The sequence below is a fragment of the Adlercreutzia aquisgranensis genome (assembly GCF_943193145.1).
Lineage (GTDB): Bacteria > Actinomycetota > Coriobacteriia > Coriobacteriales > Eggerthellaceae > Xiamenia > Xiamenia aquisgranensis.
The window spans coordinates 134,948-159,848 of the sequence record NZ_CALPDA010000002.1 but is presented as its reverse complement, the minus strand read 5'-3'; the positions used below and the strand labels follow the sequence as shown (position 1 = coordinate 159,848).

Genomic DNA, 24,901 nt, shown 5'->3' with positions numbered 1-24,901 from the left:
GAAACCGGACTGGGCACCCGATGAATAGGACGTGCATGAACCCCGTAATCATCGTTCCTACGTTCGTATCGGCACGCCGTCGCGGCAATGGCGGCAGCGTGCTTACTACTTACGATCACGCCACCCCCCTGTCGCAGCCCGGCGAGCTGCCCCGGCTGCTCACCAGCTTGCAGAAAGTGCGCGGGCTCGGCCAGATCATCATATTGGTAGTGAGCGAGCGGGGCATCGAGGCCCAGGCGCTTCAGAAGGTGCAGGCCCAGGTGCTGCGCTTCCCCAACCTTCACACCCTGGTGGTGGGCATGCCCGAGCAGGAGCTGGTGCAGCAGCGCATGGCCCAGCTGGGCCTGAGCAAGCTGCAGATGGAGGTGGGTCTTTCCGGCTACGGCGCCGTGCGCAACCTGGGCGTGGTGCTGGCCAACGTCTTCGGCTTCGACTCCGTAGTGTTCCTGGACGACGACGCAGTGGTAGACGACGCCGCCTTCCTGGAGAAGGCCATGTACGGCCTGGGCAAGCTCACGAAAAAGGGCATCCCCATCATCGCCAAGACCGGTTTCTACTTCAACTCCGACGGCCAGTTCACCTCGAAGAGCCAGGACAAGTGGTACAACCATTTCTGGCAGCAGGGCAAAGCCTTCAACCGCTGGATCACCAAGGCCATGCGCGGGCCGCGCCTGTCGCGCTCGAACCACGTGTGCGGCGGCTGCCTGGCCCTTCACCACGAAGCCTACGACCGGCTGTCCTTCGACCCGTGGATCGCCCGCGGCGAGGACCTGGACTACATGCTCGACCTGCGCATGTACGGCTCGGACATCTGGTTCGACAACCAGTGGAGCATGCGCCATCTGCCCCCGGACACCGCAAGCGAGGGCACGCGCTTTCGCCAGGACATCTTCCGCTGGCTCTACGAGTTCCGCAAGATCGAGTACAGCGGCACCCAGATCGACCTCATCCAGGTGAAGCCCTCGTCGCTGGAGCCCTACCCCGGGCCGTTCCTGGAGCCGGGCATTCGCCGGCGCATCCGCATCACGGCGTTTCTGCGCAGCCTGGCCCGCCCCGACAAGAGCGCCTACCGCAAGGCGGCCAAGGCGGCCACCGGCGAGGCGACCACCTATGCGGCCCGCAACTGCTCGAAGTACTTCGAGTTCCAGTTCGTGTGGCCCGAGCTCATGGCGCGTCTTGCCGGCGACCAGATTCTGGCGAACGCCCTGGTGCAGTCCGCAACGCAGCGCGTAGAGGCCATGGACCCGGAACTGCTTGCGGCAGCTGCGGCCTCCCGCTCCGCCGAGGTGCGCCCCATATCGGGCGCCGACGGGAGCGCCGGAGTGGACCCGGGCATGACCAGCGAGATTCGCCTGAACATCGCGGAATAGGCCGCAGGCGGGCAGGACTTCCATGGACGCATCCTTCGCGCTTCTGGCCGGCGGCGTGGTCGGCGGCATCGTGGTCGGCATCTTCAGCGGCATGCTGGGCATCGGCGGCGGCACCCTTATGATTCCCCTGTTTCGCCTGGTGTTCGGCCTGTCTCCCCTACAGGCCACGGCTACGTCGCTGTTCTGCGTAGTGCCCACGTCGCTTTCCGGTGCCGTGCAGCATATGCGCAACAAGACCAGCCTGCTGAAACTGGGGGCAGTAGCCGGCGTAGGCGGCGCGCTCACGTCGCCTTTGGGCGTGCAGCTGGCCCAGGTGTCCCCGGAATGGCTGGTCATGCTTGCGGCCGCGGTCATCATCGTGTGGTCCGCCGCGAAGATGTTCTCGAAGGCCATCAAGATGCCGAAGGCGCACGGCGCACCCGAAACGCCGACGTCCGGCCAGCCGTCGGCACCGGAGGCGACCGCGGACGGCGGCTTGGCCGGCCCGCATGCCCCCACGACGGCTGCGCAGACGCCTGCTTCCGCGCCCCCGACCCTCACCCGCAGGCAGCTCGCCCAAGGAGCGCTCATCGGGCTGGGAGCCGGTTTGGCCTCGGGGTACGTGGGCGTGGGCGGCGGATTCCTGATGGTGCCCCTGTTCCTGTCGGTCATCGGCATCTCGGCGCGCCAGGCCAGCGGCACGTCGCTCGTGGCCGTGATGATACTGGCTATCCCCGGCGTCGTGCAGCAAGGTCTTCTGGGCAACATCGCCTACCTGGTGGGCATCGCCACCTGCGCGGGTTCCATCCCGGGCGCCCTGGTAGGCGCGCGCCTGGCCGCACGCATCCCCGAGCGCACCCTTCGCTTCGCCTTCGGCTACTTCCTGCTGCTGGCCGCGGCGTTGCTCATGGTGAACGAACTGGGTATACTCGGGTAGTCCACCCCTCCTTCGCACGAGAAAGGCGGCCGCCCTATGAGCAATCGCGGCGACCGGGCGCTCATGCCCCGCTTCTTCACCCTGGAGATGCTCCTGTTCACCATCATGGTCCTAGCCGGCATGGCCCTCATATGGAACCTGCTGTCGCTGGACAACGGCTTTCTGGGCACCGCGCTGGCCGGCATCGTGTTCACCCTGTCGCTCGTGCTGGTCATGCGCCTGCTCATGGACCCCGACTCCGTGCGCGCCCGCCAGACCGGCGCCGTCATGAAGCTTTCCAGCCAGATGCTGCACTGCATGGACAAGGGCATGGAGCGCAGCGCCGAGGGCGGCTCGGTCATGAGCCCCGAGACCGCCCAGGAGATTTGCCGGCTGCTGCTACCCGCCACCAGCGCCATCGCTGTGGCCATTACCGACACGCACCAGATTCTGGGCTACCGGGGGCACGGCGAGAAGGACACTCCGGCGGGCTTGGCCATCCGCACCGACGCCACCATGGCCACCATCGACGACGGCCAGATGCGCATCCTGCTGACCCCCGAGGAAATCGGCTTCAGCGCCGGAGCCGATGCCAAGCGCGGCCCCATCAGCGCCGCCATCATCGTGCCGCTGTTCGTAGGCCACAACAAGCTGTTCGGCACGCTGAAGTTCTACTACCGCCGCCCGCGCCACGTGTCGGAAACGCAGAAGTCCATCGCCGAGGGCCTGGGCGAGCTGCTGTCCACCCAGCTGGCCGCAGGCGCCCTGGAGGAGCAGACGAAGCTGGCCACCTCCATGGAGCTCAAGATGCTGCAGAGCCAGATCAACCCGCACTTCCTCTTCAACACCATCAACACCATCGCCTCGCTCATCCGCACCGATCCGAACAAGGCCCGCGGGCTGCTGCGCGAGTTCGCCGTATTCTACCGCCGCACCTTGGAGGACTCGGCCGACCTCATCCGCTTCTCCCGCGAGATGGAGCAGACCCAGCGCTACTTCAGCTTCGAGGTGGCCCGCTTCGGCGCCGAGCGCGTGGCCATGGAGACCCGCATCGAGCCGGCCGTGCGCGACATGCTGGTGCCGGCCTTCCTCATCCAGCCGCTGGTGGAGAACGCCGTGCGCCACGCCATGCCCGCCGAGGGCAAGCTCACCATCACCGTAAGCGGCATGGTGGTGGGCAGCGACGTGTTCATAGCCGTGTCCGACGACGGCACCGGCATGACCGAGGAGGCGTGCCGGAACATCCTGCACCCCGAATCGTCCACAGGCCTGGGAATCGCCGTGAAGAACGTGCACGACCGCATCAGCGGCTACTTCGGCGCCGACTCCCATATGGAAGTGGAAAGCAAGCTGGGCGTGGGCACCACCATGACCCTGGTGCTGGCGGACGCAGCCCCCGGGCCGGAAGACAACGAAGATGCAAGGCCGGCCGAGGCCGAAGGCATCCTGGGCCCGAATGCGGCAAGCGCGGGCGCAGCCGGGCAAGGCGAGATCTTGGGCGCTCTGGGCGCGCCGGTGCTGGCTGCCTCTACGGCCGCCGTCGCCTCCGCTGCCGCAGCGCCGAGCGACGACCTGGTGGAAGACCTGTTGGAAGGCGGTGCGCTGGCCTAGGGCGAAGGGCACCGGCAGCCCGTGCGGCTGACAGCGCGGCGGCAGTTGATGGTCGCAGCGCATCGCCCTTCGACGCTGGAGTTGGCCACCTGTTAATCCTAGTGCAATTATAGGATTTTTGCGAACCTTTGTACTGGATTCGCGGAAACCCTTGCCAGCACGCACGGGCCTCCTATACTGGGCGAACCATCGTTTACCTTTTGTTCCGAAAGGAATATCACTTGGACGTTTTGCAGATGATCATCTACGTGACGCTCATCCTGGGCTTTCTCGTGTTCATCCACGAGGGCGGCCATTACCTGGCTTCCCGGGCCTTCGGCGTGCGCGTAACGGAATTCATGCTGGGCCTTCCCGGCCCCAACATCGGCTTCAAGAAGTGGGGCACCAAGTTCGGCGTCACCCCTATTCTGCTGGGCGGCTACGCGAAGGTGTGCGGCATGGAGCCCGGCCCTATGAGCCCGCATCTCAAAGAGGTGCTGGCCAGCATCTACACCCGTGGCACGGCGAACATGGAGGACGTTGCCGCCGACTGCGGCATCAGCGACGACGAGGCCTACGAGGCCCTGGAGGAGCTGGTTGAGTGGGGATCGATCACCGGCCCCCGCAAGTCCGACCAGTACAACACCTACCGCGCCGCCGAGGTGGAGCCCACGAAGGCGCAGGTCCGCAAGGCAGAATCTGCTGGGCTACCCACGCCGCAGGGCTACGCCGAAGGCCAGGGCCGCCCGGTGCCCGACGCCCAGCAGCTCTTCGATTCCGAGTACAAGCAGCAGTATCGCAGCCTGCCCTTCTGGAAGCGCACCGTCATTTTGCTGGCCGGCATCGCGGTGAACCTGCTGTTCGCCATCGTGCTGTTCATCGTACTGTTCTCGTTCATGGGCATCGACATGCAGAACCCCACCACCGGCGTCATGCAGCATGTGGTGCTCGACCCGCTGCAGGCCGTGCAGTTCGGGTTCGCCTACATCGGCATGGTCATCCAGGCGGTCGCGAGTCTGTTCAACCCGGCGACGGCTGCCGAAACCATGCAGAACTCCGCCAGCATCATCGGCATCGCGGCCATGTCCAAGGACGCCGTGGATGCCGGCCTTGTCTCGGCGCTGCAGTTCATCGCCATGATCTCGGTGTCGCTGGGCATCATGAACCTGCTGCCCATCCCGCCGCTGGACGGCGGCCGCTTCGTGGTGGAGGCCTTCCAGAAGGTGTCGCGCCGGTCGGTATCGGCCAAGGCGCTGAACTACCTGTCCATGGCCGGCATGGCGGTGTTCGTGATGTTCTTCCTGGTCATGGCGAACCAAGACATCCAACGCTTCGTCTTCGGCAACTGGTAGGTGCGTGCGGCGACAGGGCGACGGAGATGCACGCCCCCCTGTCACCCCGAGGGTCGCCCTCCGCTATCTTGCCACCTGGCCTATTCGGCCGCAGAAAGCTCTTCGTCCAGCACGTCCAGAAACGCCTCGAGAGCGGGGGTTGCCGGCGCCTTCTTACAGCATGCCCATATGGGCATAGGCGAGCCCTCGATGGGAACGGTCACCAAATCGTCGCGGTGGGCGATGGGCGCATGACTCACGCACACGCACAGCCCGTAGCCCGCTCTCACCATAACCTCGACGCTTTGAGGGTCCTGCAGAAGCACACGCCGCTCGTTTACGTACTCTTGGCTCGGCTCGCGCTCGAGCAGGTCTTTTTCCGACAGAAGCACCTGCGGGAAACCGGCGAGGTCCCCAAAAGACACCTTCGAGCAGCTTGCCAGCGGATGATCGGACGTCATCACCGCCACATGGTCGTCCATCATCACCGGAATGCTGCGCAGCCAATCATGGGACTCCACGTAGCCTCCGTAGCCAGTCACGAAGCCCACGTCGATGTCCCCCTGGTAGATGCCGCTGACTATTTCGTGGGCGAGGCTTTGGCGCAGCGACACGTGCACAAGCGGCATGCGCTCCCGAAAGTGGGAAAGGACGCGCGGCAGAAGAGGGAGCACCACGTCGCCGAACGTAGCCAGAGAAAGGCTGCCCTCCTCGTTGCACGCCGCCTGATGGGCGGCCGTCTTTGCAGCGTCCATCTGGAAGAGCAGCTCCTGGGCGCGTTCGAGGAATACCGCGCCAGCATCCGTCAGCGCGAGCTTGCCCTTCTGGCGCGAGAACAGAAGCGTTCCCAGCGTCTTCTCCAGCTCGTTTACCTGGTACGTTACCGCAGCCTGCGTCATGAACAGGTCCTGGCCCGCCCGGGTGAAGTTCAGATAGCCCGCCGCGGTCACGAAGCAGCGGAGCTGATGCTCGTTCATAGGCTCTCCCCTCCTGCGCACACTTTACCACGTTTGCAGGAACGGCTCGCGAGCGGCAGGAAGCGAAAGTGCAAGGATGACGAAGCGCGCAGCCAGTGCAGGCAAAGAGGCCTCCCGCCGCGCAAGCGGCAGGAGGCCGAGGGAAATATGAGGCCGCAATACCGCCTCGCCGAACAACCGCGATTCCGCGGCGAAGCACCTACTTTCCGTACTGGTAGGCGTCGATCGTGGTGCCCTTGGCCAGGTTCTGGCCCACCAGGCGCCCGAATACGAGAGCGCGCCCATGGCTGATGCCCGGCACCGCCACCGGATAGGAATTGGCGAAGAAGTCGCCTTGGGCATTGCCCACCGCGTACAGGCCCTCGATGGGCTCGTCATCATCGGTGCACACGCGGGATTCGGTGTCCACATGCAGGCCGTAGGGCACGGCCAGCGTCCAGGCGTTCACCTTGCAGGCGTAGAACGGACCGTCCACCACCGAGCTCAGGAACCGGGCCGGCACGCCGAAGTCGGTGTCCACGCCGGCATCGCACATGCGGTTGTAGCGAGCTACGGACGCCTTCAGGTTGTCGGCAGGCACGCCGATGATTTTCGCCAGCTCGTCGAGGGTTTCCGCCTTCACGAACTCCTCGTTGGCCACGGCCGCCTCCACCGACTCCTCCAGGCCGTCCATCCACGCCTGGGACTTCACCGGCTCCTGACGCTGCACGTGCTCGGGATAATGGGAATCCCAAATGGCCCAGGTCACGTCCTTGACCGAATTCATACGGGCGTTGGTGACCGTGGGCTCGTAGGCCACCTCGCACATGAAGCGCATGCCGTCGTTGTTCACGAACAGCCAGCTGGTGTCGAAGCCGGGGCCCATGATGGACAGCTGCACCGGGTGCACCAGCGGCGCCGGGTAGCAACGGGAGCGGGCGGCGCCTATCTGCATGCCCATGATGATGCCGTCGCCGCTGGCACCTCCCTGGGGGAAGTACTGGATGTTGTCGGCCTTCTCCACCAGCGGGCACCAGCAGTGAATCATGTCCGGGTTGCAGCTGATACCGCCCGTTGCCAGGACGACGCCCTTCGATGCGTTCAGCTTCTTGTAGCCGTCCCCGTCGGACACGATGACGCCCACCACGCGGCCCGAGTCATCCTGCACCAGCTGCTCGGCCTTCGTTTTGAAGTGGGTGACGGCGCCGTTGGCGGTAGCGTCCTCCTGCAGCATCTTCACCAGGTTGATCTCCGGGAATGCCTCCTCCTGGTTCGGGTTGATGAAGTTGTGGGCGGTGTAGCGCAGCTGGCGGAAGCGCTCCTCCAGCTCGTACCAGTCGGAACGAGCGGTCATCTTGTCGTTGAGGACCACTTCCAGACCGTACTTCGGCGCCATGTCGATGTAGTGGTCCATAACCGCCGCGCTGTTCTCCACGAAGGTCTTGATCAGGTACCAGTTCGCCTGGGACTGGCCCCAATCGTACACCAGGCGTGCCGCCTCGTCCTTGTCGTAGGTGTAGCCCTTCTCCTTCTGCAGCTTCGAACCCAAAGCGGCGTTATCCTGGCCGTGACCGGTCACGATGTCGGACTTCTCGACCAGGCACACGCTTGCGCCCGCCTCGGCCGCGGACTGGGCGGCGGCACAACCGGCCACGCCGGCGCCGACCACCACGATGTCGTAGCTCTCCTCGGAAACGATGTCGGTGATGGGAACGAGCGGCTGCTCCCACGCGTAACCGCCTGCCGATGCGGTGGCAGCGTCGGCCGTGGTGCCGGCACCCTTGTCCGCCGACGGCTGGCTGGGCGAGCAGCCCGCCAACGCACCCACCAGAAGACCCGCACCCGCAAGCCCTGCGCCGCCGAGGAAACTCCTGCGCGAAATATCAGTCATGACAACCCCTTTCTCCTTGTCTCTCTGACAAGCCGCATTGTGCGACGCACGGCACGCCGTGAGAAGCAAAAGAAATCGCACGGGCTCCTAAAAGAATTAATAGCCGCTGCTCAGAACGCGACGCTCTTCCCGTTCATAGCCGACCAAGATATCCAGCGCTTCATCTTCGGGAACCGGCGGGGGCGCTCGGAAAGCGAGGCGGCGGAGGGCCGGATGACGGAGGGTGAGGCGACACAGAGCGGGGTGGCTCATGGCCCAAGGACGCCAGCAGCGCCCGGAACGGTTCGCCTAAGCTTGGCTCTCGCAAGGCACTGGCGATTCTGCGGGCATCGCTTGCGAGTTGTTTCAGAAAATATTCTGAAACATGCTATACTGAGGACCTAAATCGAGCACAGCCGATACGAGGAGGCCCGCCATGCCGCTCATGAGAACCGTTTCCGACCTGCAGCGCAGCTTCTCCGAGGTGGACCAGCTGTGCCACGAGACCCGCAAGCCCGTCTACATCACGCGCAACGGCCAGCCCGACCTGGTGATCATGGACGCGGACGCCTACCGGGAGCAGGCCATCCTTCGCCAGGAAGTCTACGAGTACGAGATGGAGCTGCGCGAGAAGGCCATCCAGGCCTACGAGGACATCAAAGCCGGCAAGGGCGTGCCGCTGCACGAGGCCCTCAAGCGTATGGGGTGGGAATAATGAGCAAGGAGGACACCAGCGCACAACGCGACAGGGACGAAGCACCCTACTCGGTCTCGATGGGCCCCTTGGCGGAAGCGGCGGCCTCTTTCGTCACGACGAAGAAAGATATTGCTCGCGTAAAGAAGATGCTCCTGCTGTTGGATACGGTCCCCTACATCGGCCAGGTCTACGACCCAGACTACCCCGCTTCGCGACCGCCGTTCCAAATGCGCATGGTCTTCGCCGGGCGCTACGGCATTTACTACGTAGTGGACGAAGCGGAAAAACGCGTAGACGTGCTGTTCATAGAGGACCAGCGCCGCGACCCCCTCAACCGCTTCTTCGAGCTCTACCCCCACGAAGAGCTGTAGGAGAGAGAGCAAAACGCGGGATACCTGGGGGCGACAGGCATCCCGCGTTAGGAAACACAACCTTTAGCCTCTGGCACCCTGGCACGCCCCCAGCAAGCGGCTGGTACCTTTTCCGCGCGAACCTTTCGGGGCGGCTACAAACCCTTTTCAAGATGGCGCAGGCGGCTGCTTTCAGCTTCGGCGTTTTCTAAGATTGGCTGTACCGATTCACGACGGGGCGGCGGCATACTACGCCTGACGGTCTGACCCGATTGATTACCTAGACCAGTCGGCCAATCGCCACCCCCTCATACGCCGAAAGGAGAAACCATGGCCATTCTGTCCAACCCCTTCGTCATGGAAGTGCCGCGCAAGCTCACCGACGAAGAATTGATCAACGCCATCCGCCAGGACATTATCGGCGAGCTGGAGGCCATCCACGAGTACGACGCCCACGTGCAGGCCACCGACAACGAGGACGCGAAGAAGGTGCTCTCCGACATCCGCGACGAGGAGCGCGAGCACATGGGCGAGCTCATGGAGTTGCTGGAGCGCCTGGCCCCCGACGAGAAGGGGCTCAACGACGAGGGCCGCGAGGAAGTGCGCGAGATGCTGGACAAGAAATCCGCAAAGAAGTAAACCAAACGTCATCCCGCGAAGAACCCGCACGAAAGGCGGCAGAAGCGACCAGCCATCGCCTCTGCCGCTTTCTTCTCCAAAGGAAGCACATCGCGCAACCGGCTTTTCGCCTAATCGCTGTGAGTTGGAAAAACATCGTGAAATACCAGTTCACAGCCTTGCATGAAAAATGATCGACGTGCCGATTGTGCGATGCATAACCGGCACGTCGATCATAGAAACAGCGTCGCCTGTCGCCCTATAAGCTCAGCCAAGAGGAACGGCCCCAGACAGCGCCAGGGCCGTTCGGCAGAAAACGTTTGAAGACGCACTCGTCCATTCTGCCTTCAGAGCCAATCTCGCAATAAATACCCCTCGATGGCCGATGGCGAGCGAGCTGAAAGGCTACAATGCGCCCAAAGCATTCCTCACACCGATGTAGCCCATGATTCCGCCGGCACCCAGCGTTGCCCCCGCTCCGGGGTATTGGCCGCCAAAAATACCAGCCGAGCAGTTGCCCACAGCCAGCAGTCCGGGAATAGGCTCGTGAGCAGCAGTCAGAACACATGCGTTCTCGTCGGTAACAAGGCCGCCGTTAGTCCCGCACGTACCCGGTACGTACACAGCTCCGTAGAACGGCGGCGTAGCCAAAGGCGCGAGCACCGGATTGGGCAGATCACGACCGGCAGTGCGCCAGGCCGAGATCACCACGTTGCACTCCTTCTCGCCGCGGTGGAACGTCGGGTCCGCCCCCACAGCAGCCCCCTCGTTGAAAGAGGCAACTTCGTCGACCAGCCCCTCTGGATCGATTCCTAGCTTGCCGGCCAGCTCCTGCAAAGTATCAGCCTGAACGAAGTAGTCGGGCAGCGGGTCGCCTACAGCTGCCTGCCCTGGCAGGGTCATCGTGGAAACGTACTCGTCATCACAGATAAAAAACGCAGGTATATTCGTATAGTCCAGGATGTCGGTATCGTACTGGCCAAAAGCGCGGTTGAACACGCCGTAAGCGCTAGACTCGTCGCCGAAGCGCCTGCCTTGCCGATTCACCACGATGGCACCAGCACTCCCACGGTAATAGCCCCAGTCGTTGGTAAGAAAGTCGTATACAAGCTCGCCGGTGTATTCCGGGCTACCTCCGTAAAAGCAAGGAAGACCCCAGTTGGTATCCATATTCCCCCAGGCAGCCCCAACCTTCGCTCCCATAATCTGACCATCGCCGGTATTCGTCATGGCAGCGTTACTCACGTAAACCGGCACAGCCTGGTTTTCAAGAATCATCTGTGGGTTGTGGTCGTATCCCCCCGTCGCCATCACCACGCAGGTGTTCGCCTTGATGCGCACCGGCTTGCCCCCTATCTCGGCCACCACGCCCACCACGGCGCCGGACGCGTCCGTCACCAGCTCCTTCGCCGGAGCGGACAGGCGGATGTCCACGCCCAGCTCCTTGCACTTGTTCTGCAGCTCGGACCACATGGGCACCTTTTCCTCGCTGTCGATGCTGGCGTTGCGCCCGAAGAAACGATACCCCTCGTATGGCTCGTAGTAATCGCGGAACATGCCTTGAGCCGTCCATTGCCAACCCATGAGATCTCCCAGCCAAGTAGCGAACTCGTTGGCATATTTCACATAGTTGTCAATCCCGGCCTTGTTGCCACGGTTTCCCGCCACCTTGTTCAAATACGCCGTAGCGGCCTGAACGCTGTCATCCGACCCCTCTTCCATGCCCACGGTCAGCATTGGAATGTACAGCGTGCAGCCAGATACCGCCGACGTACCGCCCCATGCCTCGGACTTTTCCAGCACCACAACGCTTCCAGCCCCCGCATCGGCCGCAGCAAGCGCCGAGAACGCGCCGGTGCCGGACCCCACAACAACCACGTCAGCCTCTTCGTCCCATGCAACCTCGCCGCCCGAAGCCGATCCCTCGTCCGGCGCGGAACCCTCGTCCGTCTTCGGCGAGGACGAGCAGCCTGCAAGGCCGAGCATTCCCCCAACCGCCAGCGCTGCGGAAGCACCTAGCAGACTGCGTCGGTCGATGGCAACCCGCCCCTGTTTCTGCGTGCTGTACATGGTTTCCCCTTTCATCATGCTTGCCCTCGCAAGCCCCCTTCCGCTTTCGGCCATAAAACCGATTCGGCCCAAAACCAAGTGTAGGGGCGCGGCCGTCGAACGGACAGAACCAAAGAGCCGAACCGACTATAAACTTTGGCGATAAGCCTATCGAAAAGTACGAACACCACCCTCAAAAGGTAAAACACCTCAACCACAAAGCAACTGCAACCTACAGGCGACCTTCCGCAACCAAGCTGATGCTATACTTCCCCCCGGAAAGCCGCTTCGGAGGCTCTGGCTGAATCGAGGACGTTCATGAGAATCGATGTGCTTCAGGAATTCGTCACCGTCGTCAAATCGCGGGGCTTCAACCGCGCAGCGAAAAACCTCCACCTTTCGCAATCCAGCCTCAGCACCCACATCTCCAGCCTGGAAAAGGACTTGGGATTCAAGCTGTTCGACCGTACAGCTCAGCCGCCCGCCCTCACCTTGAGCGGCCAGATCTTCCTGGAGTACGCCCAAGGAATCGTCTCGCTGTATCAGGAGGGGAAGACAAAGGGGGCCGATGCTGCGAACAAGGCGCCCGTTCGCATCGCCGAGATACCCTCATCGTCGTTTTTATACAAAAACATCAGCTCAGTTGAACTGGGCGACACTGTGCAATTCGTTAAGATACCCGAGGATATGCTGCCCCTCGAAGCCCTTGAAGCCGGGCTGGTCGACATCGCCATCGTCCCCGAGTTGACGACGCGAACCTCCGACTTCGAGGCCTACGCTGAAAAGTACCTCTACATCCCCCTGGGTTTCCAGAAGATGGCCATGGCCTACGACATCAGCAACCCGTTCCTCACAAGAAGACCCTTGGAGCGCACGGACCTCAACGGCATCACGGCCATCATCACCGACACTACCTACTTCGATTTTTGGACCCAGATGATCCACGAGATTATCGGCGAGGATATAAGCCTGACCACACGGCTTAAGCTAATCATGAACAATGAGTCAGAGCTATCCCGCTCCCGTCTGGACAACGACGTATACATCTGCAATTTCGACCGAACAACCAAAGCGTTCGAGAACCGCGGCGATATTGCAGTGGTAGATCAAATCGGCGATACAAAGCTCCAGTTCGCTTGCGGGATTCTATGCAGAGCAGACCGCACCGACGAAGCCACGGAGCGCGTTATCATTATGCTGAAAGAAGCCGCCAAGCTCGCACGCAACGACGAAGCCGCCAGCTGAGTTCGCAAAGCCCAGCTCGTTGCCACCTCACAGATGAGCGCTAGCCAATAGACTCACGAAAAGATTCGGAGCCAAGACTACAGGGGCCGTGTCGCCGAGCCCGAACTCCTCTGGCGGCCGTATCTCTGCTCGGGCAGCGGGCGAAAACCGGTTGCACATCGCACAACCGGTTTTTCGCCCAATCGCTGCGAGCTGCGAATTGCTGCAAAAACCCAGCTTAAATCCTTGCACAAAAAACGATCGATATGCCGGTTGCGCGATGCATAACCGGCATATCGATCACGGAGGCACCGAAAAAATCGTAGACAGGGAATGCCCGGAAACGAGTCGTGCAAGAGACGCCGGCATGCAAGCGCCCCTTCCCGATGGCAGCTCCGGGAGAGGACGCAAGCAAGGAGGGCCATCGAACCACCCGAATTCGCAGCCCTAGAAAATCCAGGGTTGCACGATGGTGATGGGCAAGGCGGCGCTCACAATCATGAGGCGCAGCACGAAGCCGCCCACCAGCACGCCCAAGTCGGAGAACCCGCTGATCATCTGACCGGTGCGCGATTCCTCCACCGCCGGCGTTGCGATCCAGAGCATCCAGCACTCAAGCGCAATGGGTATCACCAGGCCAACCGCTATGAACAGCACCCAGAAGGCCACGGCCCAGTCGCCACACAGAAGCGTCATGACGCTGTTCCAGCCCGCCGGCGAAGGGTTTGACGCTGTGATGAACAGCAGCGCCATCACCAGGGCAATCTCGACCACGGGCAGCCAGAAGTGGAACTTCTTCAGGCTGACCACGGCGTTGAACTCCTCAGGCGCCACGAACACGCCGGCCAGCAGCACGGCCGCCATGCCGGTAGACACCGCCGACACCAGGAACAGCACCGGCAAAAGCGCGTTGTTCCACAGCGGGAACCCCTGGCACACGCCCAGCAGACAGCCGGTGTAGATGGCCACGCACAGGCCCATGACCATGCCGGCGATGTCGAGCCACTGCCACACCGGCTTCTTCAGCAGATCCAGCAGCAACGCCACCAGCGCCAGCACCACGAAGGCAGCTAGAAACACAACGCCCCAGGTCATAACCGAGCCGAAGTTGGTCAGCAGCAAGGCGAAACGCAGCGGATGCATAAATCCGGCGTGGGCGTCGAACATCAGCAGGCACAGGCCTATGATCACCACGGCTGGCGCGATGATGCGCCCGGTACGGATGAGCCGCGTGCACTCCGGATGCCGGAAGCGAATGAACACCGAGGTGACGAAGGCGCCGCCGCCCAATCCGGCAAGGAAGAGGTACCATGCGATGATGGGGCCCCAAATAGGTTCGTAGGTCATCTTGATCACCTCACGTAATAGATCTTGGCGCGGGTCAGGTCGCCGGCGATTGGGTGGGCGCCGCGCTCGACGATGGCCTGGGACAGCTCGGAGTTCGGGTCATCCAGGTCGCCGAAGATGCGCGCGTGGGTGGGACAGGCGTCCACGCAGGTGCAGCTGGTAACGCCCTGCTGGGTCTGCACGGCGCAGAAGCGGCACTTGTCGACGGCGCCGGTCTGCGAATTGCGCACGCGCACCTGGTACGGGCACGCAGACATGCAGTACAGGCAGCCGATGCAGCGGCCCTGGTCCACTTCAACGATGCCGTCGGCGCCCATGTGGGCAGCCCCCGTGGGGCAGACGCTCGCACACGGGGCGTCCTCGCAGTGCATGCACTGCAGCGGCACCGACTCCACGCTCACCGCCGGGTAGGTTCCGGTCTCGCGCCGCTCGTAGCGGATGAAGCCCTCGTCGGGCAGAAGGTCGTTCTGGCGTTGGCACGCCGTGCGGCAGCTGTAGCAGCCGATGCACTTGGTCGTGTCGATCAACATTCCGTAGCGTGTCATCATGCACCTGCCTTCGTTATCGTGACCAGGCTCTCCTGCAGAAGGGGCGCACCGTAGCCAACCTCTAGCGCGAAGGGCGCGAACTTCGCCTGGCACACGCCCAGGCCCGCTTGCCCCGCATTGTCCACCGCGCCGTAATGGCACGCCATGTAGGCCGCCTGCGGCTCGATGAGCTGCGTCACGTGGGCAACCGCCGGCGCGGCGTAGCGATCGTTGGCCACCACCACTTTATCGCCGTCCTGGATGCCGGCCTCGCGGGCCTTGCCGGCATTGATCCACACGCCGTCAAGCCCGTACTCTGCAGCGATTGCCTGCAAGGGGGCCAGCCCGGTAAGCTCCTCGGCGAACAGCACGGCCTGGTTTCCCGTAGTCAGCCGGAACGTGTCCGCATCGGGAATGGTGGCATCGGGCGCCACCCACACGGGCACCGCGCTCACGCCCGCAGCGTCGGCGGCGACGCTTGCGCACTCCACCTTGCCCGACGCAGTCGGCCATGCAACAACGCCCGCCGGCTCCTCGCCGCCGAAAGCAGCCTCGCCCAAAGCGCAGCTTCCTACCTGCAAGGCGCCGTCATAGCCAACGCCCACGGCTTCGCACAGCGCTTCGGCCGCCTCGTCCACCGTCGCGGGGAAGGCAGCGCCTACGCCCAAGGCTGATGCCAGGGCGGTCGCTATCTCGGCCACCGACCGGGCACCATCAACCGCCGGTTCGATGACCTGGCCGGACACCACCAGCATGGGCGCCTTCGCCCCGGCAACCGTGGGAAGCTGGGCACTTTCAGCCCACAGTTTCTCGGGCAGCACGTAGGTGCACTTCCCCGCCGTCTCGGTCATCCACGGAGTGATGGCCACGCTCAACGCACAAGCCTTTAGCGCCTCGGTCACGTAGTCCGGGTCGGGGTATTCCGCCACCACGTTCGCATCCACCAGCACAAGCCCCTGTACCTGTCCTTCGTGGGCAAGGCGCAGAAGCGTGGCCGCCGAACCGCCTGCGGCCAGCGGCGCCTGCTCGGCGGTGATGTCGGGGGCCGCCACAGCCAACGGCGAAAACGCGCTGCCGCTCCAGTCGATTGGACGCGCCAGGTACGCGCCGCCGGGGACGTTCCAGCAGCCCAGCACCGTGTTCACAAGCGCCACGGCCCGGGCAAGCTCGCCGGTGTTGGCGTACGAGCCGCCGAACAGCGCCATCCACGAAAGGTCGATGCAGGCCGCCGGAGCCGCCTGGGCCAAATCTTGGGCCAGCCCCACGACGGTATCGGCCGGCACGCCGGTGATTTCCGACGCCCACTGGGGCGTGCAGGAAGCTATGGCCGCCTGCCAAACGTCAAGGTCGGCCATGGTCTGAACCGCCGCCGTCGCCAGCGCTTCGTTGCCCAGCAGCTCGTGGGCCAACGCCAGCACAAGGGCCATCTCGGTGCCGGCGTTCACGCCGATGTAGCGGGTAGCCAAGCTTGCGGCCTGGCTCATGCGGCTGTCAACCATGACCACCTGGGCGCCGGCCTCGCGAGCCTGCTCGAGGGCGGCCACGGTGCCCGGATCGGGAGCGTCCACCGTGCTCGCGCCCAGGATAACCACCACAGAAGCGTTCGCATAGTCGGGCTCGTAGGCGCTATAGCCGGTGGCGAGCGCCAGCCCCGACGCCACGGATATGTTGGAAGCCAGCGCGTTCACGTAGCTGTTGGAACTTCCCAGCGCCGCCAGCAGTCGCGTGACGTACCAGTCGGCCGTGGAGGTGCCGTTCGTAATGGCCGCGATGGCCTGGGGGCCGTTCTGGGCCACAATGCCCGCAAGCCCCTCGGCGATTCCGGCTATGGCCTCGTCCCAGGAAACCTCGTCGTAGAAGCCGGCGGCGTTCAGATGCAGGGGCGTGGTCAGGCGCCCTTCGCCGTAGGAAGCCGTGGCCGACCCGTAGCCGCGGGCGCACAGTGTGCCGGCGGCGTAGGGGTTCGCCCCGGTGCCCACCACCTTGTCGATGGCGTCGTTCACGACGTAGGCTGCGTAGCCGCACTGCTTGGGGCAGGCGCTGCACTGGGTGTTCACCACCTGGGCCGCATAGGCCCTCGAGTCCTCAGACCCGGATGCGCAGCCGGAAAGCGTCGCGCCCGACGCTGCAAGGGCAGCCGTGGCGGCACTGGCGGCAACGAATCCGCGCCTGGTAATTGCCTTCGTTAGCATTGCTCTCATCCTCTCTGAAAGAAGGTGCTCTCCCAAACGCCGAAGCGCTTAGGAAAGGCCTTCGACGAGGGTGGCACCGGGCACCAGCGTGGCCGTGGATACAACGCCGCCGTCGAGCACCTTCTGGGCGATGTCCTCCCAGTCGATAAACTTGATGGCGCCGTTGGGGCACTGCTCGGCGCAACGGCCGCAGGAGATGCATTTCGTAGAGGTTCCCGTTTGCGCGTTGATGCGCGGCATGTTCCAAGGGCACGCCGCCACGCACATGCCGCAGCCGATGCAGGTTTCGTCGTCCACCACGCGGGCGCCGGTTTCCGGGTCGGCGTAGATGGCGTGCACCGGGCAGTACTTGGCGCACTGGGGGTCGGCGCACTGCAGGCAGCCCTGCACGGTGAACTGGCAGTCGTCGAAGATGCCGCCGCCGGTTCCCACGCCGTAGCCGAAGTTGTAGTTCTCCCACACGTGAACGCGGGAGATGGATTGCTGGGTAAGGCCGTCGTTCTTCAGCGTGCAGCTCATCTCGCAGCGCTGGCAACCGGAACAGCGGGCCCGGTCGGTAACGATCATCTTGGTGGGCGTGGTGCGCAAATCGATCCGGCCCGAGGCGATGGCCTGGCTGGTCACGCCCCAGGAAGCCAGCACGCCGCCGACCACCAGGCCGGCAACGCCGCATCCGGCCATGGCAAGGACAGAGCGACGGGTGAAGGCAGGTTTCTTGGCCGAGGCCTCGGAGGTAGGTGCGTCCTCGGCGACCGCTGCGGTTGCATGGGCGGCCGCGGGTTCGGCAGCCGCAGTCGCAGCCGCTTCGGCGGCAGCGTTAGCCGCAGCCTCGGGAGCGGGTGCCGCCTGGGCAGCAGGCGGGTTGGTGTCGGGCGTCGCAGGCGTCTGCGCACCTGCCGATTCGTTCTTTTGGGTGTCAGTCATCGTGAACTCCCCCTCGCATAGGTGATTTCGAGAAGAGAACTCAAGATCGCCGGTCACCGCGCAACGATTGCAATCTAACTCATCGATGATGGTTCCGTGTACCCTTTTTCAGGGGGAATCGGTTCGGTTTTCCGTCGATTGAGCCGCGGTAGCCCCGCCGTTGCCGTTCAGTGGAAAAATGTCCCCTCCTTTCGGGTACAGCGTCTTCCGCCTGGACTTCTATACTGTGCGCCAACGATTACTCCAGATCGCCTCGCGGTTCCGCGCAACGGAGAGCACACGAAGAGATTTGGAGCCTCATCATGGCAGACACGAAACTGGACCCGACGAAGTCCTACGGTTGGACCGGACGCATCCTCCGCGTCAACCTCACCAACGGCACCATCACTACCGAGCCCACCGAGCCCTACAAGGACTACCTGGGCGGCATGGGCCTGGCAAACAAGATCATGTACGACGAAGTGGCGCCGGGCACCGACCCGTTCGCCCCCGAGAACAAGGTGGTCTTCGCCGTAGGCCCGCTGACCGCCTCGGGCGTGCCCCTGGCCGGGCGCACCACCATCTGCTCGCTTTCCACCTACACCAAGGACCACCAGATCGTGGACGCCCACTGCGGCGGCATGCTGGGCGCCGGCATCAAGAAGGCCGGCTACGACGCGATCGTTCTGGAAGGCGCCTCCGATGAGCCGGTGTACCTGAAGATCGACGACGATGACGTGCAGATCAAGCCCGCCGACAAGGTGTGGGGTCTGGGCACCCGCGCCACCACCGAGGCGCTCTCCCGCCGCGAGGGCACCGACTTCTGCGTGGCCACCATCGGACCGGCCGGCGAGAACCTGCTGCCCTACGCCTGCCTCATCAACTCGCGCAACCATTCCGCTGGCGCGGGCCTGGGCGCAGTCATGGGCTCGAAGAAGGTAAAGGCCCTGGTAGTGCGCGGCACCAATCCCATCTACGTGGCCGACCCGCAGGCCGTGGCCGACCTGTCCGACTACATGCTGCGCGAGATCGTGGGGTCGAACAACAACCACGTGGTGCCCTCCACCCAGCAGGAATGGGCCGAGTACTACGACAAGGGCTCGCGCTGGACCGCCCGCGACGGCCTGTACTGGGCGCTGGCAGAAGGCGGCCCCATCAACACCGGCGAGCCCAAGCCCGGCGAGATCAACACCGTTGGCTACCGCTGCATGAAGTCCACCAAGGACGACGGGCCGGCCGCCGAGCAGTACACCATCAAGATGAACGGCTGCCACGGCTGCCCCATCCACTGCTACTCCGACATGCGCGTGGGCGCCTCGGCTGCCAACGGCGGCTATGAGACCACCGGCAACACCTGCGTGCCGAACTTCCCCTACAAGTACATGATCGGCATCCTGGGCGACAACACCACCGTGAAGGACGAGACCGAGGAGTCGCTCGTTTGGAACCAGGTCATAGGCTCAACCGTGGACGACCTGGGACTGTGGTGCAACTACGCCCAGCTCTACCGCGACATCGCCCACTGCTACGCTACCGGCGTCTTCGAGCGCGTGCTGCCGCCCGAGGAGTACGCGGCCATCGACTGGGACATGTTCATCAACAACGACCCCTCCGGCATGCCGAAGCTGCTGACCATGATCGCCCAGAACGACTCCGAACTGGCCTACGTGGGCCATGGCACCTACGTGTGGACCGAGCGATGGGACGACATGGAATGGAACGACACCGTCGCCTCGTGCATGATCAGCCCCCGCGGCTGGCCGGTACACCACTCGCAGGAGTGCTTCGGCCAGGTGGGCATGCTGTACAACACTCTGTTCAACCGCGACGACATGATCCATTCCGCCGTGAACCTGCAGGGCTGCGGCCTGCCCATCGAGCTGAAGAAGGCCATAGGCGCCGAGGTGTTCGGCAGCGGGGACGCCATCGACCCGAACAAGGACTACACCCCCATGAACGAATACAAGGCGAACTTCGTGTGGTGGTCGGTGGTCACCGACGTGCTGCATGACTCGCTGACGCTGTGCAACTGGGTGTGGCCCATGACCATGAGCCCCACCAAGGAGCGCGACTACCGCGGCGACTTGGACCTGGAGGCGAAGTTCATGGCCGCCGTGACCGGCCAGGAGTACACCACCGAGGAGCTGTACAAGGCCGGCGCGAAGATCATGACCCTACAGCGCGCCAACACCGCCCGCGGCATGACCGACGAGGCTGGCGCCATGGGCACCAACGACTTCCGCAACATCCACGACGTGTACACCGAGTGGCCCTTCACCAAGGACCCCGACATCCCCGTGTTCACCGAAGGCACCGACAAGATGGACAAGGACGACATCCAGACCGGGCTCACTATGGTCTACGAGTGCTTCGGCTGGGATCCCGAACTGGGCTGCCCCACGGCCGAGTGCCTGGACTACTACGACATGCCTGACGTGAAGGAAGACCTGGCCGCCCTGGGCCTGCTACCCGACGCGTAGCCCCTTAAGCCCCCTCCTTCAAACAGCCCGCGCCGTCGCTTGCGACAGCGCGGGCTGTTTGCGTTGCCCTCGCGGCCAGAGCCCTACATATCCGCAGCAGCCCCCAGCAGTTTGTTGTTTACGCGTGTCTGAACGTCGATGTAGTAAAGCATCTCGGCGTCGTTCATTTCCTCTTCGCCCATGGCGCTCATCTTCTCCATGGCCTCGTTGTACCGCTCCATAAAGCTAAGATAATCGGTGAGCATTGCGGTGGTGTCATCCGAGTTGGAGTATTCCGTCATGAACTGCACGTACTCATCGAAGAACGCCTCGTAGCCATCCATGGCTTCCTTGAAACTAGCCCTCATCCCGTCAACCATTTCCTCTTGGGGACCCGCCTCTGCTTCGGGCTCGGACGCGACCTCGGATTCTGGATTGGCTCCAGGCGCTTCTTCGGATGGCGCTTCCGAAGAAGTATCCGAAGCGAGCTCATCCTTGTCCGCCTTCTCCTTTTCGTCGCTACCAGCGACCTTTTCTACGGCAACGGCCTCAACGTCCTTGGTCGAAGCGGTCGATTTCTCCTTCGCCGAGGAACACCCCGACATGAGCATTCCGACGCACAAGCAGAGAACCGCCAATACCAGCAAGCCCTTTTTGGCAAAGCGAATAGTCAACAGGTTCATAGCAATCTTCTCCTTTTCTTTATTGGTTTCAATACAGGCTCGATAGTCGACTGCAATGAGAGCAGTTGGCCACCGACCCAGTCTCCACTTTATTTACCGCACCGCAGGGAAACCTCCATGTAAAGACGTCGGATGGCCCGTCGTGCTTCACTGCGGAAATAAGCCCAATTCTTCGCTCCCCAACCCCTCGTTTCTTGAAATGACTTCATATTTGAAGTCATTTCAAGAATGATAGCACATAGGATTCCAGCATGGATATGGAGCAGAAAAGAAAAGCCCTCGGATCCGCCATCCGCGCTCGTCGGGAGAGCCAGGGGCTTTCCCAAGACCGGCTCGCGCTCATGGTGGGCAGCAGCAAGTCGCACATCTGGCGTATCGAAACCGGCCGCGTTGGCGTGGGAATCGACGACCTCTCGCGTATCGCGGATGCCTTGGACGTGAAGGTTCGCAGCCTTATCGGCTTCTAATCCGTCATCGAAACGGGCTGGAATCCTTGTGCATATAGTCGAGCTCTTCCGTTATTTCCCCGACATAGCATCTCTCGCAGGCCGGCTTATCCTCACCAAGCCTTAGGTTGACCACCTCTCTGGCCCGCGCCACATCGCAACCTCTCAGCTTCACGGCACCCGCTTTGTCCAAATAGAGGGTCATTTCTTCGTCCTCCAAAATACCTTTCACGTAGCCGAGCACCGAATAGGCAAGCTCGTAGGCGTCATCCCGCTTCCAAGGGGCCGCATTTACGTCATCTGGAAGGTGGACGCCCATCCTGCGAGCTACACGCCTCACCAGCTTGTCCGCTTGCGCTAGCGCCGCTATCACATCCGTTTCGGCATAGGCAGCGACGGTTTCGACGAGCTCACGCTCCTCGATCGCGAAACGCTTCATCCAGTAGAAGAACAGGTACATTTGCAGACTACCGGAAGCGAATTCACCGCCCACGCGCTGTATTTCCGACACGAGTACAGTGTCATCTTCCAGTACAGCCCAAAATCCCAGGTAACCAGCATCTTCAACGGGCTCGACATAGGTATCCCACCACATAACGAACCGCTCGATTGGGCCTTCAAGAGCATCGAAGTCCGTGCTGCCTTCGGGAAGCACCATGGCTTCAACGATGCGGCTAAGCTCGGCGAAAAGATGCGCTTTCTCCTCCTTCCCATACCGTCGTATGCGATTAATGGTTTGGGTGTACAGCGCGGTGGTCCTGGCCTTGTCGGCATACAGGTCCAAGGCTTCCGGGCCGGTCACCAAGCCCTCGAAAAGCTCCCCGCCAACGATGCGCACGTATTTCGCGAACAGGACCAAGCTGCGAAGATGCTGCTCACGCCGACGCAAGTCGACAAGTTTCCGATTCAGAGCCGCAAAGAAGTCGGCTTCTTCCTTGTCCAGCAGATCCCGTATCTCTCGCAACGAGAACTCGTAAGCCCGCAGCGCAACGATCCTTTTCAGGCGCTCTATATCCTCGAGCGAGTAGAGCTTGCGATTGTTCGCCGCATCCTCCCCGCTTCGTCGCGGACACAACAGCCCTTTCTCGTCATAGTCGCGCAACATGGCGCGCGTAACGCCGGTGAGCTTTTCCACCTCACCGACCGTTAGCAGCCTATCGCGGCGGATAATCGTCTTCGCCGGTCGTTTCTTCGCAACCATCGCTCGCCCTTCGACCCCGTAGCCCGTTTGGTGTTTCCCGAGAACGCACGCTGCCGCCGTGCACCCAAACCCCAGTGTAGACCCTGAGGCAGCCTCAGGGTCAACCGAAAGCGCAAAACTTATCCGCCACCTTAGGCAAGAGCAACTGCAGCACTGAACGCCTGCTACTTAGGCATAGGACTCCAGGTACTCCAGGATTTCCTGACGGGAGTGCATGCCGCACTTCGCGTAGATACGCTTGATGTGGGTGTGGGCCGTGGCGGGCGTTATGTACAGCTCGTCGGCCACTTTCTTCTGGGTGTGGCCGAGCGCGTAGAGCGTGAGTACGTCGATCTCGCGATCGGACAACAGGAACTGCTCGCCCATCTGACGCACGCTGCAGCGCATCGAGTCGCTGAGCACCGATACAATGCCGCCCGCGCGGCCGCTATCGCGGTCGCGGCGACCGATGCCGGAATCGATGCCGACTCGACCGACCTCGTCGCGCCGACCGAATTCGCCAATCTCGTTGCCGCTGCCAGAGATGGCGATTCGTCCGTCTGCCGATGCAGTGCCGTCTAGCACGACGCCCGCTTCCGATGCACCGCCGCGTGCAACCTGGGGCGAGCAGCCCTCGGTGCACTTTACGCAGCGCTGCGCCCGTGCGATGAGCAGCGCCTCCAACGCTTGCTGTTGGTCGGCGCTGCGCTGCTCTGCGGCCTGGCGAATGCTTTCGATCAAGTCCTGGCGAGCTTGTGCCAACTCCTCGTCCCGCGCGGCCACGTCCTTGGCTGCTTGGGCCAGAGCCTCGGCATTGCGAGCTTCGCAATAGTCCACTTCGTCGGCCCATTCACGCTGCTCGGCCAACAGAAACTGAACCAGGACCACTTGCGCGGACACCAGAATGAGTGCTCCCAGCAGCGAGTTGATGAGCAGGTCGTTGCCTGTCAGCGGGTACACGAACAAGAGCAACATCCGAGCCGCGGAGCGCATACCGAAGCACACGACCCAGCCGCCCATGGCGTACAGGTACGGATCGCGGTCGCCGAAACTGGTGAACGCCACGATCACATACCAGCAGTACGCGCAGATCACGATGTTGAGCGTGCTCACCGACGCCGCACCCACCTCCCAGTGCAGGGGAAACGCACCGAAGAGCACTAAGGACAGCGCCGCCAGCGCCTCCATGACCACGAAGACCACCACGGTCATCACCCGCTCGCGACGGCGCACCAGCAGCACCATCAGCGCCGCGCACACCGCAATGGCCCCCAGAGTGTAGGCGGCGCGCGTCGGTGGGGTGAATGCGATGGGCAGCCCGTCAGGGTATCCGCGCAAGAACCCGTCCACGAAGCTCAGCGCACCCATGCCTACCGTGCACGCCACCAAAAAGCGCATGTCCTGCATATGGCTCCGGGCGAAGGTGAAGAACGTACGCGCCCGCCTGTGAGCCCGCCCCGCAAGTTCGCCGCGGCGCGCAGCAGCAGGCCCTACCAGCACCAGCTGGGCCACAATGAGCACAGCCCCCACAATGTTCTGAGCCCGGGTGGGCGCGAAGGAAAGCGCGTACACCACCGCAACGCTCACAGCGAAGGCGCAGAACACGAACAGCGCCGCCGTCACCTCGTCGGCACCGCGCAGGCTGCGAAGCCAGTAGAACATGCACAGAGACAGCGCCAGCGTGGAAACAACGCTGAGCGCGAACTCCTCACCCATCACGGCCTCGTCCGTGCTGTCGACAAGCGACAAGGCGATGGAGCAGCCGGCGGCCACAGCCACACTCACGGCGAATCCCACTTGAACCACGTTATCAGGAAGCGTGCGCTTCGTGCGCCAGAGCACCAGCAGCGCTGCTAGGAACAACCCGCACACCACCAGCATGGCACCGTCGGTGAACACTCCGTTGTCGGTAGACGAGTAGCTGCCGTAACAGGCGACAATCAGCGCGGTCCTGGCACATATGATGCCTGCAAGCATCGGCCAGAACACCCGCAGGCGGCTCATGATTCCGCTGGCAACAGCATGCATGAGGCTCCTCCTTCTCCTCACCCCGCGCACTGCGGCGGCCACCTCTCGAGCCGCACGCCAACCTTTTCGGCACCGACTCGCCCGCGCTCCGGCATCCATGATAGCCCTTTTTATGCCCCCGCGCGAAAATACCCCTCCATTGTCTTCCGCCTTGGTTACGGAATCGTTTCCCAAGGTCGCCTGAAA

At 63.0% G+C, this 24,901-nt stretch carries 20 protein-coding genes; 10 read left to right on the top strand and 10 right to left on the bottom strand.

Features of this window, described 5'->3' with window-relative positions:
* Window positions 1-35: 35 nt before the first annotated feature.
* The 4 genes from NFR41_RS01900 (at window position 36) to NFR41_RS01885 (ending at window position 5,207) form a co-directional block, all read left to right on the top strand.
* Complete coding sequence (locus NFR41_RS01900) at window positions 36-1,370, top strand: glycosyltransferase family 2 protein (RefSeq protein ID WP_160213062.1); 1,335 nt, start codon at window positions 36-38, stop codon at window positions 1,368-1,370.
* A gap of 22 nt (window positions 1,371-1,392) precedes the next feature.
* Window positions 1,393-2,286: a sulfite exporter TauE/SafE family protein gene (locus NFR41_RS01895; RefSeq protein WP_160213061.1), complete on the top strand. Its 894-nt coding sequence runs from the start codon at window positions 1,393-1,395 to the stop codon at window positions 2,284-2,286.
* A 36-nt stretch (window positions 2,287-2,322) separates the two neighbouring features.
* A complete protein-coding gene (locus NFR41_RS01890; RefSeq protein WP_251230485.1) occupies window positions 2,323-3,876 on the top strand; it encodes a GAF domain-containing sensor histidine kinase in 1,554 nt (517 codons plus the stop codon).
* 221 nt (window positions 3,877-4,097) lie between these two features.
* Window positions 4,098-5,207: a site-2 protease family protein gene (locus tag NFR41_RS01885; protein WP_251230484.1), complete on the top strand. Its 1,110-nt coding sequence runs from the start codon at window positions 4,098-4,100 to the stop codon at window positions 5,205-5,207.
* An 80-nt stretch (window positions 5,208-5,287) separates the two neighbouring features.
* Here NFR41_RS01885 and NFR41_RS01880 read toward each other — a convergent pair whose 3' ends face one another.
* Both NFR41_RS01880 and NFR41_RS01875 read right to left on the bottom strand, forming a co-directional pair.
* Complete coding sequence (locus NFR41_RS01880; protein WP_251230483.1) at window positions 5,288-6,163, bottom strand: LysR family transcriptional regulator; 876 nt, start codon at window positions 6,161-6,163, stop codon at window positions 5,288-5,290.
* Window positions 6,164-6,362: 199 nt separating this feature from the next.
* Complete coding sequence (locus tag NFR41_RS01875; RefSeq protein ID WP_251230482.1) at window positions 6,363-8,033, bottom strand: FAD-dependent oxidoreductase; 1,671 nt, start codon at window positions 8,031-8,033, stop codon at window positions 6,363-6,365.
* 415 nt (window positions 8,034-8,448) lie between these two features.
* Between NFR41_RS01875 and NFR41_RS01870 the strand changes: the two genes are divergently transcribed.
* The 3 genes from NFR41_RS01870 to NFR41_RS01860 all read left to right on the top strand — a co-directional run bounded on the left by NFR41_RS01870 (window position 8,449) and on the right by NFR41_RS01860 (window position 9,698).
* Window positions 8,449-8,727: a type II toxin-antitoxin system prevent-host-death family antitoxin gene (locus NFR41_RS01870; RefSeq protein WP_160213058.1), complete on the top strand. Its 279-nt coding sequence runs from the start codon at window positions 8,449-8,451 to the stop codon at window positions 8,725-8,727.
* Window positions 8,727-9,080 carry a hypothetical protein gene (locus tag NFR41_RS01865; RefSeq protein ID WP_251230481.1) on the top strand — a complete coding sequence of 118 codons (354 nt, stop codon included), beginning with the start codon at window positions 8,727-8,729 and terminating at the stop codon, window positions 9,078-9,080. Before NFR41_RS01870 ends, NFR41_RS01865 begins: the two co-directional genes overlap by 1 nt.
* A gap of 309 nt (window positions 9,081-9,389) precedes the next feature.
* Entirely contained in the window at window positions 9,390-9,698 is a 309-nt protein-coding gene (locus NFR41_RS01860) for a ferritin family protein (RefSeq protein ID WP_160213056.1), read from the top strand.
* A gap of 384 nt (window positions 9,699-10,082) precedes the next feature.
* Here NFR41_RS01860 and NFR41_RS01855 read toward each other — a convergent pair whose 3' ends face one another.
* On the bottom strand, window positions 10,083-11,747 hold the full coding sequence (locus NFR41_RS01855) for an FAD-binding protein (RefSeq protein WP_251230480.1): 1,665 nt from the start codon (window positions 11,745-11,747) through the stop codon (window positions 10,083-10,085).
* A 297-nt stretch (window positions 11,748-12,044) separates the two neighbouring features.
* Between NFR41_RS01855 and NFR41_RS01850 the strand changes: the two genes are divergently transcribed.
* Window positions 12,045-12,971 carry a LysR family transcriptional regulator gene (locus NFR41_RS01850; protein ID WP_160213054.1) on the top strand — a complete coding sequence of 309 codons (927 nt, stop codon included), beginning with the start codon at window positions 12,045-12,047 and terminating at the stop codon, window positions 12,969-12,971.
* A gap of 426 nt (window positions 12,972-13,397) precedes the next feature.
* Here NFR41_RS01850 and nrfD read toward each other — a convergent pair whose 3' ends face one another.
* Genes nrfD through NFR41_RS01830 form a run of 4 tightly spaced genes read right to left on the bottom strand, consistent with a single transcriptional unit; the run spans window position 13,398 to window position 17,940 of the window.
* Window positions 13,398-14,297 carry an NrfD/PsrC family molybdoenzyme membrane anchor subunit gene (gene nrfD / locus NFR41_RS01845; protein ID WP_251230479.1) on the bottom strand — a complete coding sequence of 300 codons (900 nt, stop codon included), beginning with the start codon at window positions 14,295-14,297 and terminating at the stop codon, window positions 13,398-13,400.
* Window positions 14,298-14,302: 5 nt separating this feature from the next.
* Complete coding sequence (locus NFR41_RS01840; RefSeq protein WP_251230528.1) at window positions 14,303-14,842, bottom strand: 4Fe-4S dicluster domain-containing protein; 540 nt, start codon at window positions 14,840-14,842, stop codon at window positions 14,303-14,305.
* Complete coding sequence (locus tag NFR41_RS01835) at window positions 14,842-17,016, bottom strand: molybdopterin-containing oxidoreductase family protein (RefSeq protein ID WP_251230478.1); 2,175 nt, start codon at window positions 17,014-17,016, stop codon at window positions 14,842-14,844. Before NFR41_RS01835 ends, NFR41_RS01840 begins: the two co-directional genes overlap by 1 nt.
* 48 nt (window positions 17,017-17,064) lie before the next feature.
* Window positions 17,065-17,940, bottom strand: a complete 876-nt coding sequence (locus tag NFR41_RS01830) for a 4Fe-4S binding protein (protein WP_251230477.1) — start codon at window positions 17,938-17,940, stop codon at window positions 17,065-17,067.
* Between the two features lie 302 nt (window positions 17,941-18,242).
* Between NFR41_RS01830 and NFR41_RS01825 the strand changes: the two genes are divergently transcribed.
* Window positions 18,243-20,399: an aldehyde ferredoxin oxidoreductase gene (locus tag NFR41_RS01825; RefSeq protein WP_251230476.1), complete on the top strand. Its 2,157-nt coding sequence runs from the start codon at window positions 18,243-18,245 to the stop codon at window positions 20,397-20,399.
* Window positions 20,400-20,482: 83 nt separating this feature from the next.
* On the opposite strand, the gene NFR41_RS01820 is transcribed toward NFR41_RS01825, so the two are convergent.
* Complete coding sequence (locus NFR41_RS01820) at window positions 20,483-21,061, bottom strand: DUF6591 domain-containing protein (protein ID WP_251230475.1); 579 nt, start codon at window positions 21,059-21,061, stop codon at window positions 20,483-20,485.
* A gap of 257 nt (window positions 21,062-21,318) precedes the next feature.
* Between NFR41_RS01820 and NFR41_RS01815 the strand changes: the two genes are divergently transcribed.
* Complete coding sequence (locus NFR41_RS01815; RefSeq protein ID WP_349665464.1) at window positions 21,319-21,528, top strand: helix-turn-helix domain-containing protein; 210 nt, start codon at window positions 21,319-21,321, stop codon at window positions 21,526-21,528.
* Between the two features lie 4 nt (window positions 21,529-21,532).
* On the opposite strand, the gene NFR41_RS01810 is transcribed toward NFR41_RS01815, so the two are convergent.
* Both NFR41_RS01810 and NFR41_RS01805 read right to left on the bottom strand, forming a co-directional pair.
* Entirely contained in the window at window positions 21,533-22,708 is a 1,176-nt protein-coding gene (locus tag NFR41_RS01810) for a MerR family transcriptional regulator (protein ID WP_251230474.1), read from the bottom strand.
* Between the two features lie 168 nt (window positions 22,709-22,876).
* A complete protein-coding gene (locus NFR41_RS01805; RefSeq protein WP_251230473.1) occupies window positions 22,877-24,715 on the bottom strand; it encodes a helix-turn-helix transcriptional regulator in 1,839 nt (612 codons plus the stop codon).
* Window positions 24,716-24,901 lie beyond the last annotated feature (186 nt).

Coding starts and splice junctions, on each gene's coding strand:
- NFR41_RS01890 (WP_251230485.1), top strand. CDS start 2,323: ATGAGCAATCGCGGCGACCGGGCGCTCATGCCCCGCTTCTTCACCCTG.
- NFR41_RS01825 (WP_251230476.1), top strand. CDS start 18,243: ATGGCAGACACGAAACTGGACCCGACGAAGTCCTACGGTTGGACCGGA.
- NFR41_RS01880 (WP_251230483.1), bottom strand. CDS start 6,163: ATGAACGAGCATCAGCTCCGCTGCTTCGTGACCGCGGCGGGCTATCTG.
- NFR41_RS01875 (WP_251230482.1), bottom strand. CDS start 8,033: ATGACTGATATTTCGCGCAGGAGTTTCCTCGGCGGCGCAGGGCTTGCG.
- NFR41_RS01860 (WP_160213056.1), top strand. CDS start 9,390: ATGGCCATTCTGTCCAACCCCTTCGTCATGGAAGTGCCGCGCAAGCTC.
- NFR41_RS01815 (WP_349665464.1), top strand. CDS start 21,319: ATGGAGCAGAAAAGAAAAGCCCTCGGATCCGCCATCCGCGCTCGTCGG.
- NFR41_RS01850 (WP_160213054.1), top strand. CDS start 12,045: ATGAGAATCGATGTGCTTCAGGAATTCGTCACCGTCGTCAAATCGCGG.
- NFR41_RS01865 (WP_251230481.1), top strand. CDS start 8,727: ATGAGCAAGGAGGACACCAGCGCACAACGCGACAGGGACGAAGCACCC.
- NFR41_RS01810 (WP_251230474.1), bottom strand. CDS start 22,708: ATGGTTGCGAAGAAACGACCGGCGAAGACGATTATCCGCCGCGATAGG.
- nrfD (WP_251230479.1), bottom strand. CDS start 14,297: ATGACCTACGAACCTATTTGGGGCCCCATCATCGCATGGTACCTCTTC.
- NFR41_RS01835 (WP_251230478.1), bottom strand. CDS start 17,016: ATGCTAACGAAGGCAATTACCAGGCGCGGATTCGTTGCCGCCAGTGCC.
- NFR41_RS01805 (WP_251230473.1), bottom strand. CDS start 24,715: ATGCATGCTGTTGCCAGCGGAATCATGAGCCGCCTGCGGGTGTTCTGG.
- NFR41_RS01840 (WP_251230528.1), bottom strand. CDS start 14,842: ATGACACGCTACGGAATGTTGATCGACACGACCAAGTGCATCGGCTGC.
- NFR41_RS01830 (WP_251230477.1), bottom strand. CDS start 17,940: ATGACTGACACCCAAAAGAACGAATCGGCAGGTGCGCAGACGCCTGCG.
- NFR41_RS01895 (WP_160213061.1), top strand. CDS start 1,393: ATGGACGCATCCTTCGCGCTTCTGGCCGGCGGCGTGGTCGGCGGCATC.
- NFR41_RS01820 (WP_251230475.1), bottom strand. CDS start 21,061: ATGAACCTGTTGACTATTCGCTTTGCCAAAAAGGGCTTGCTGGTATTG.
- NFR41_RS01870 (WP_160213058.1), top strand. CDS start 8,449: ATGCCGCTCATGAGAACCGTTTCCGACCTGCAGCGCAGCTTCTCCGAG.
- NFR41_RS01855 (WP_251230480.1), bottom strand. CDS start 11,747: ATGTACAGCACGCAGAAACAGGGGCGGGTTGCCATCGACCGACGCAGT.
- NFR41_RS01900 (WP_160213062.1), top strand. CDS start 36: ATGAACCCCGTAATCATCGTTCCTACGTTCGTATCGGCACGCCGTCGC.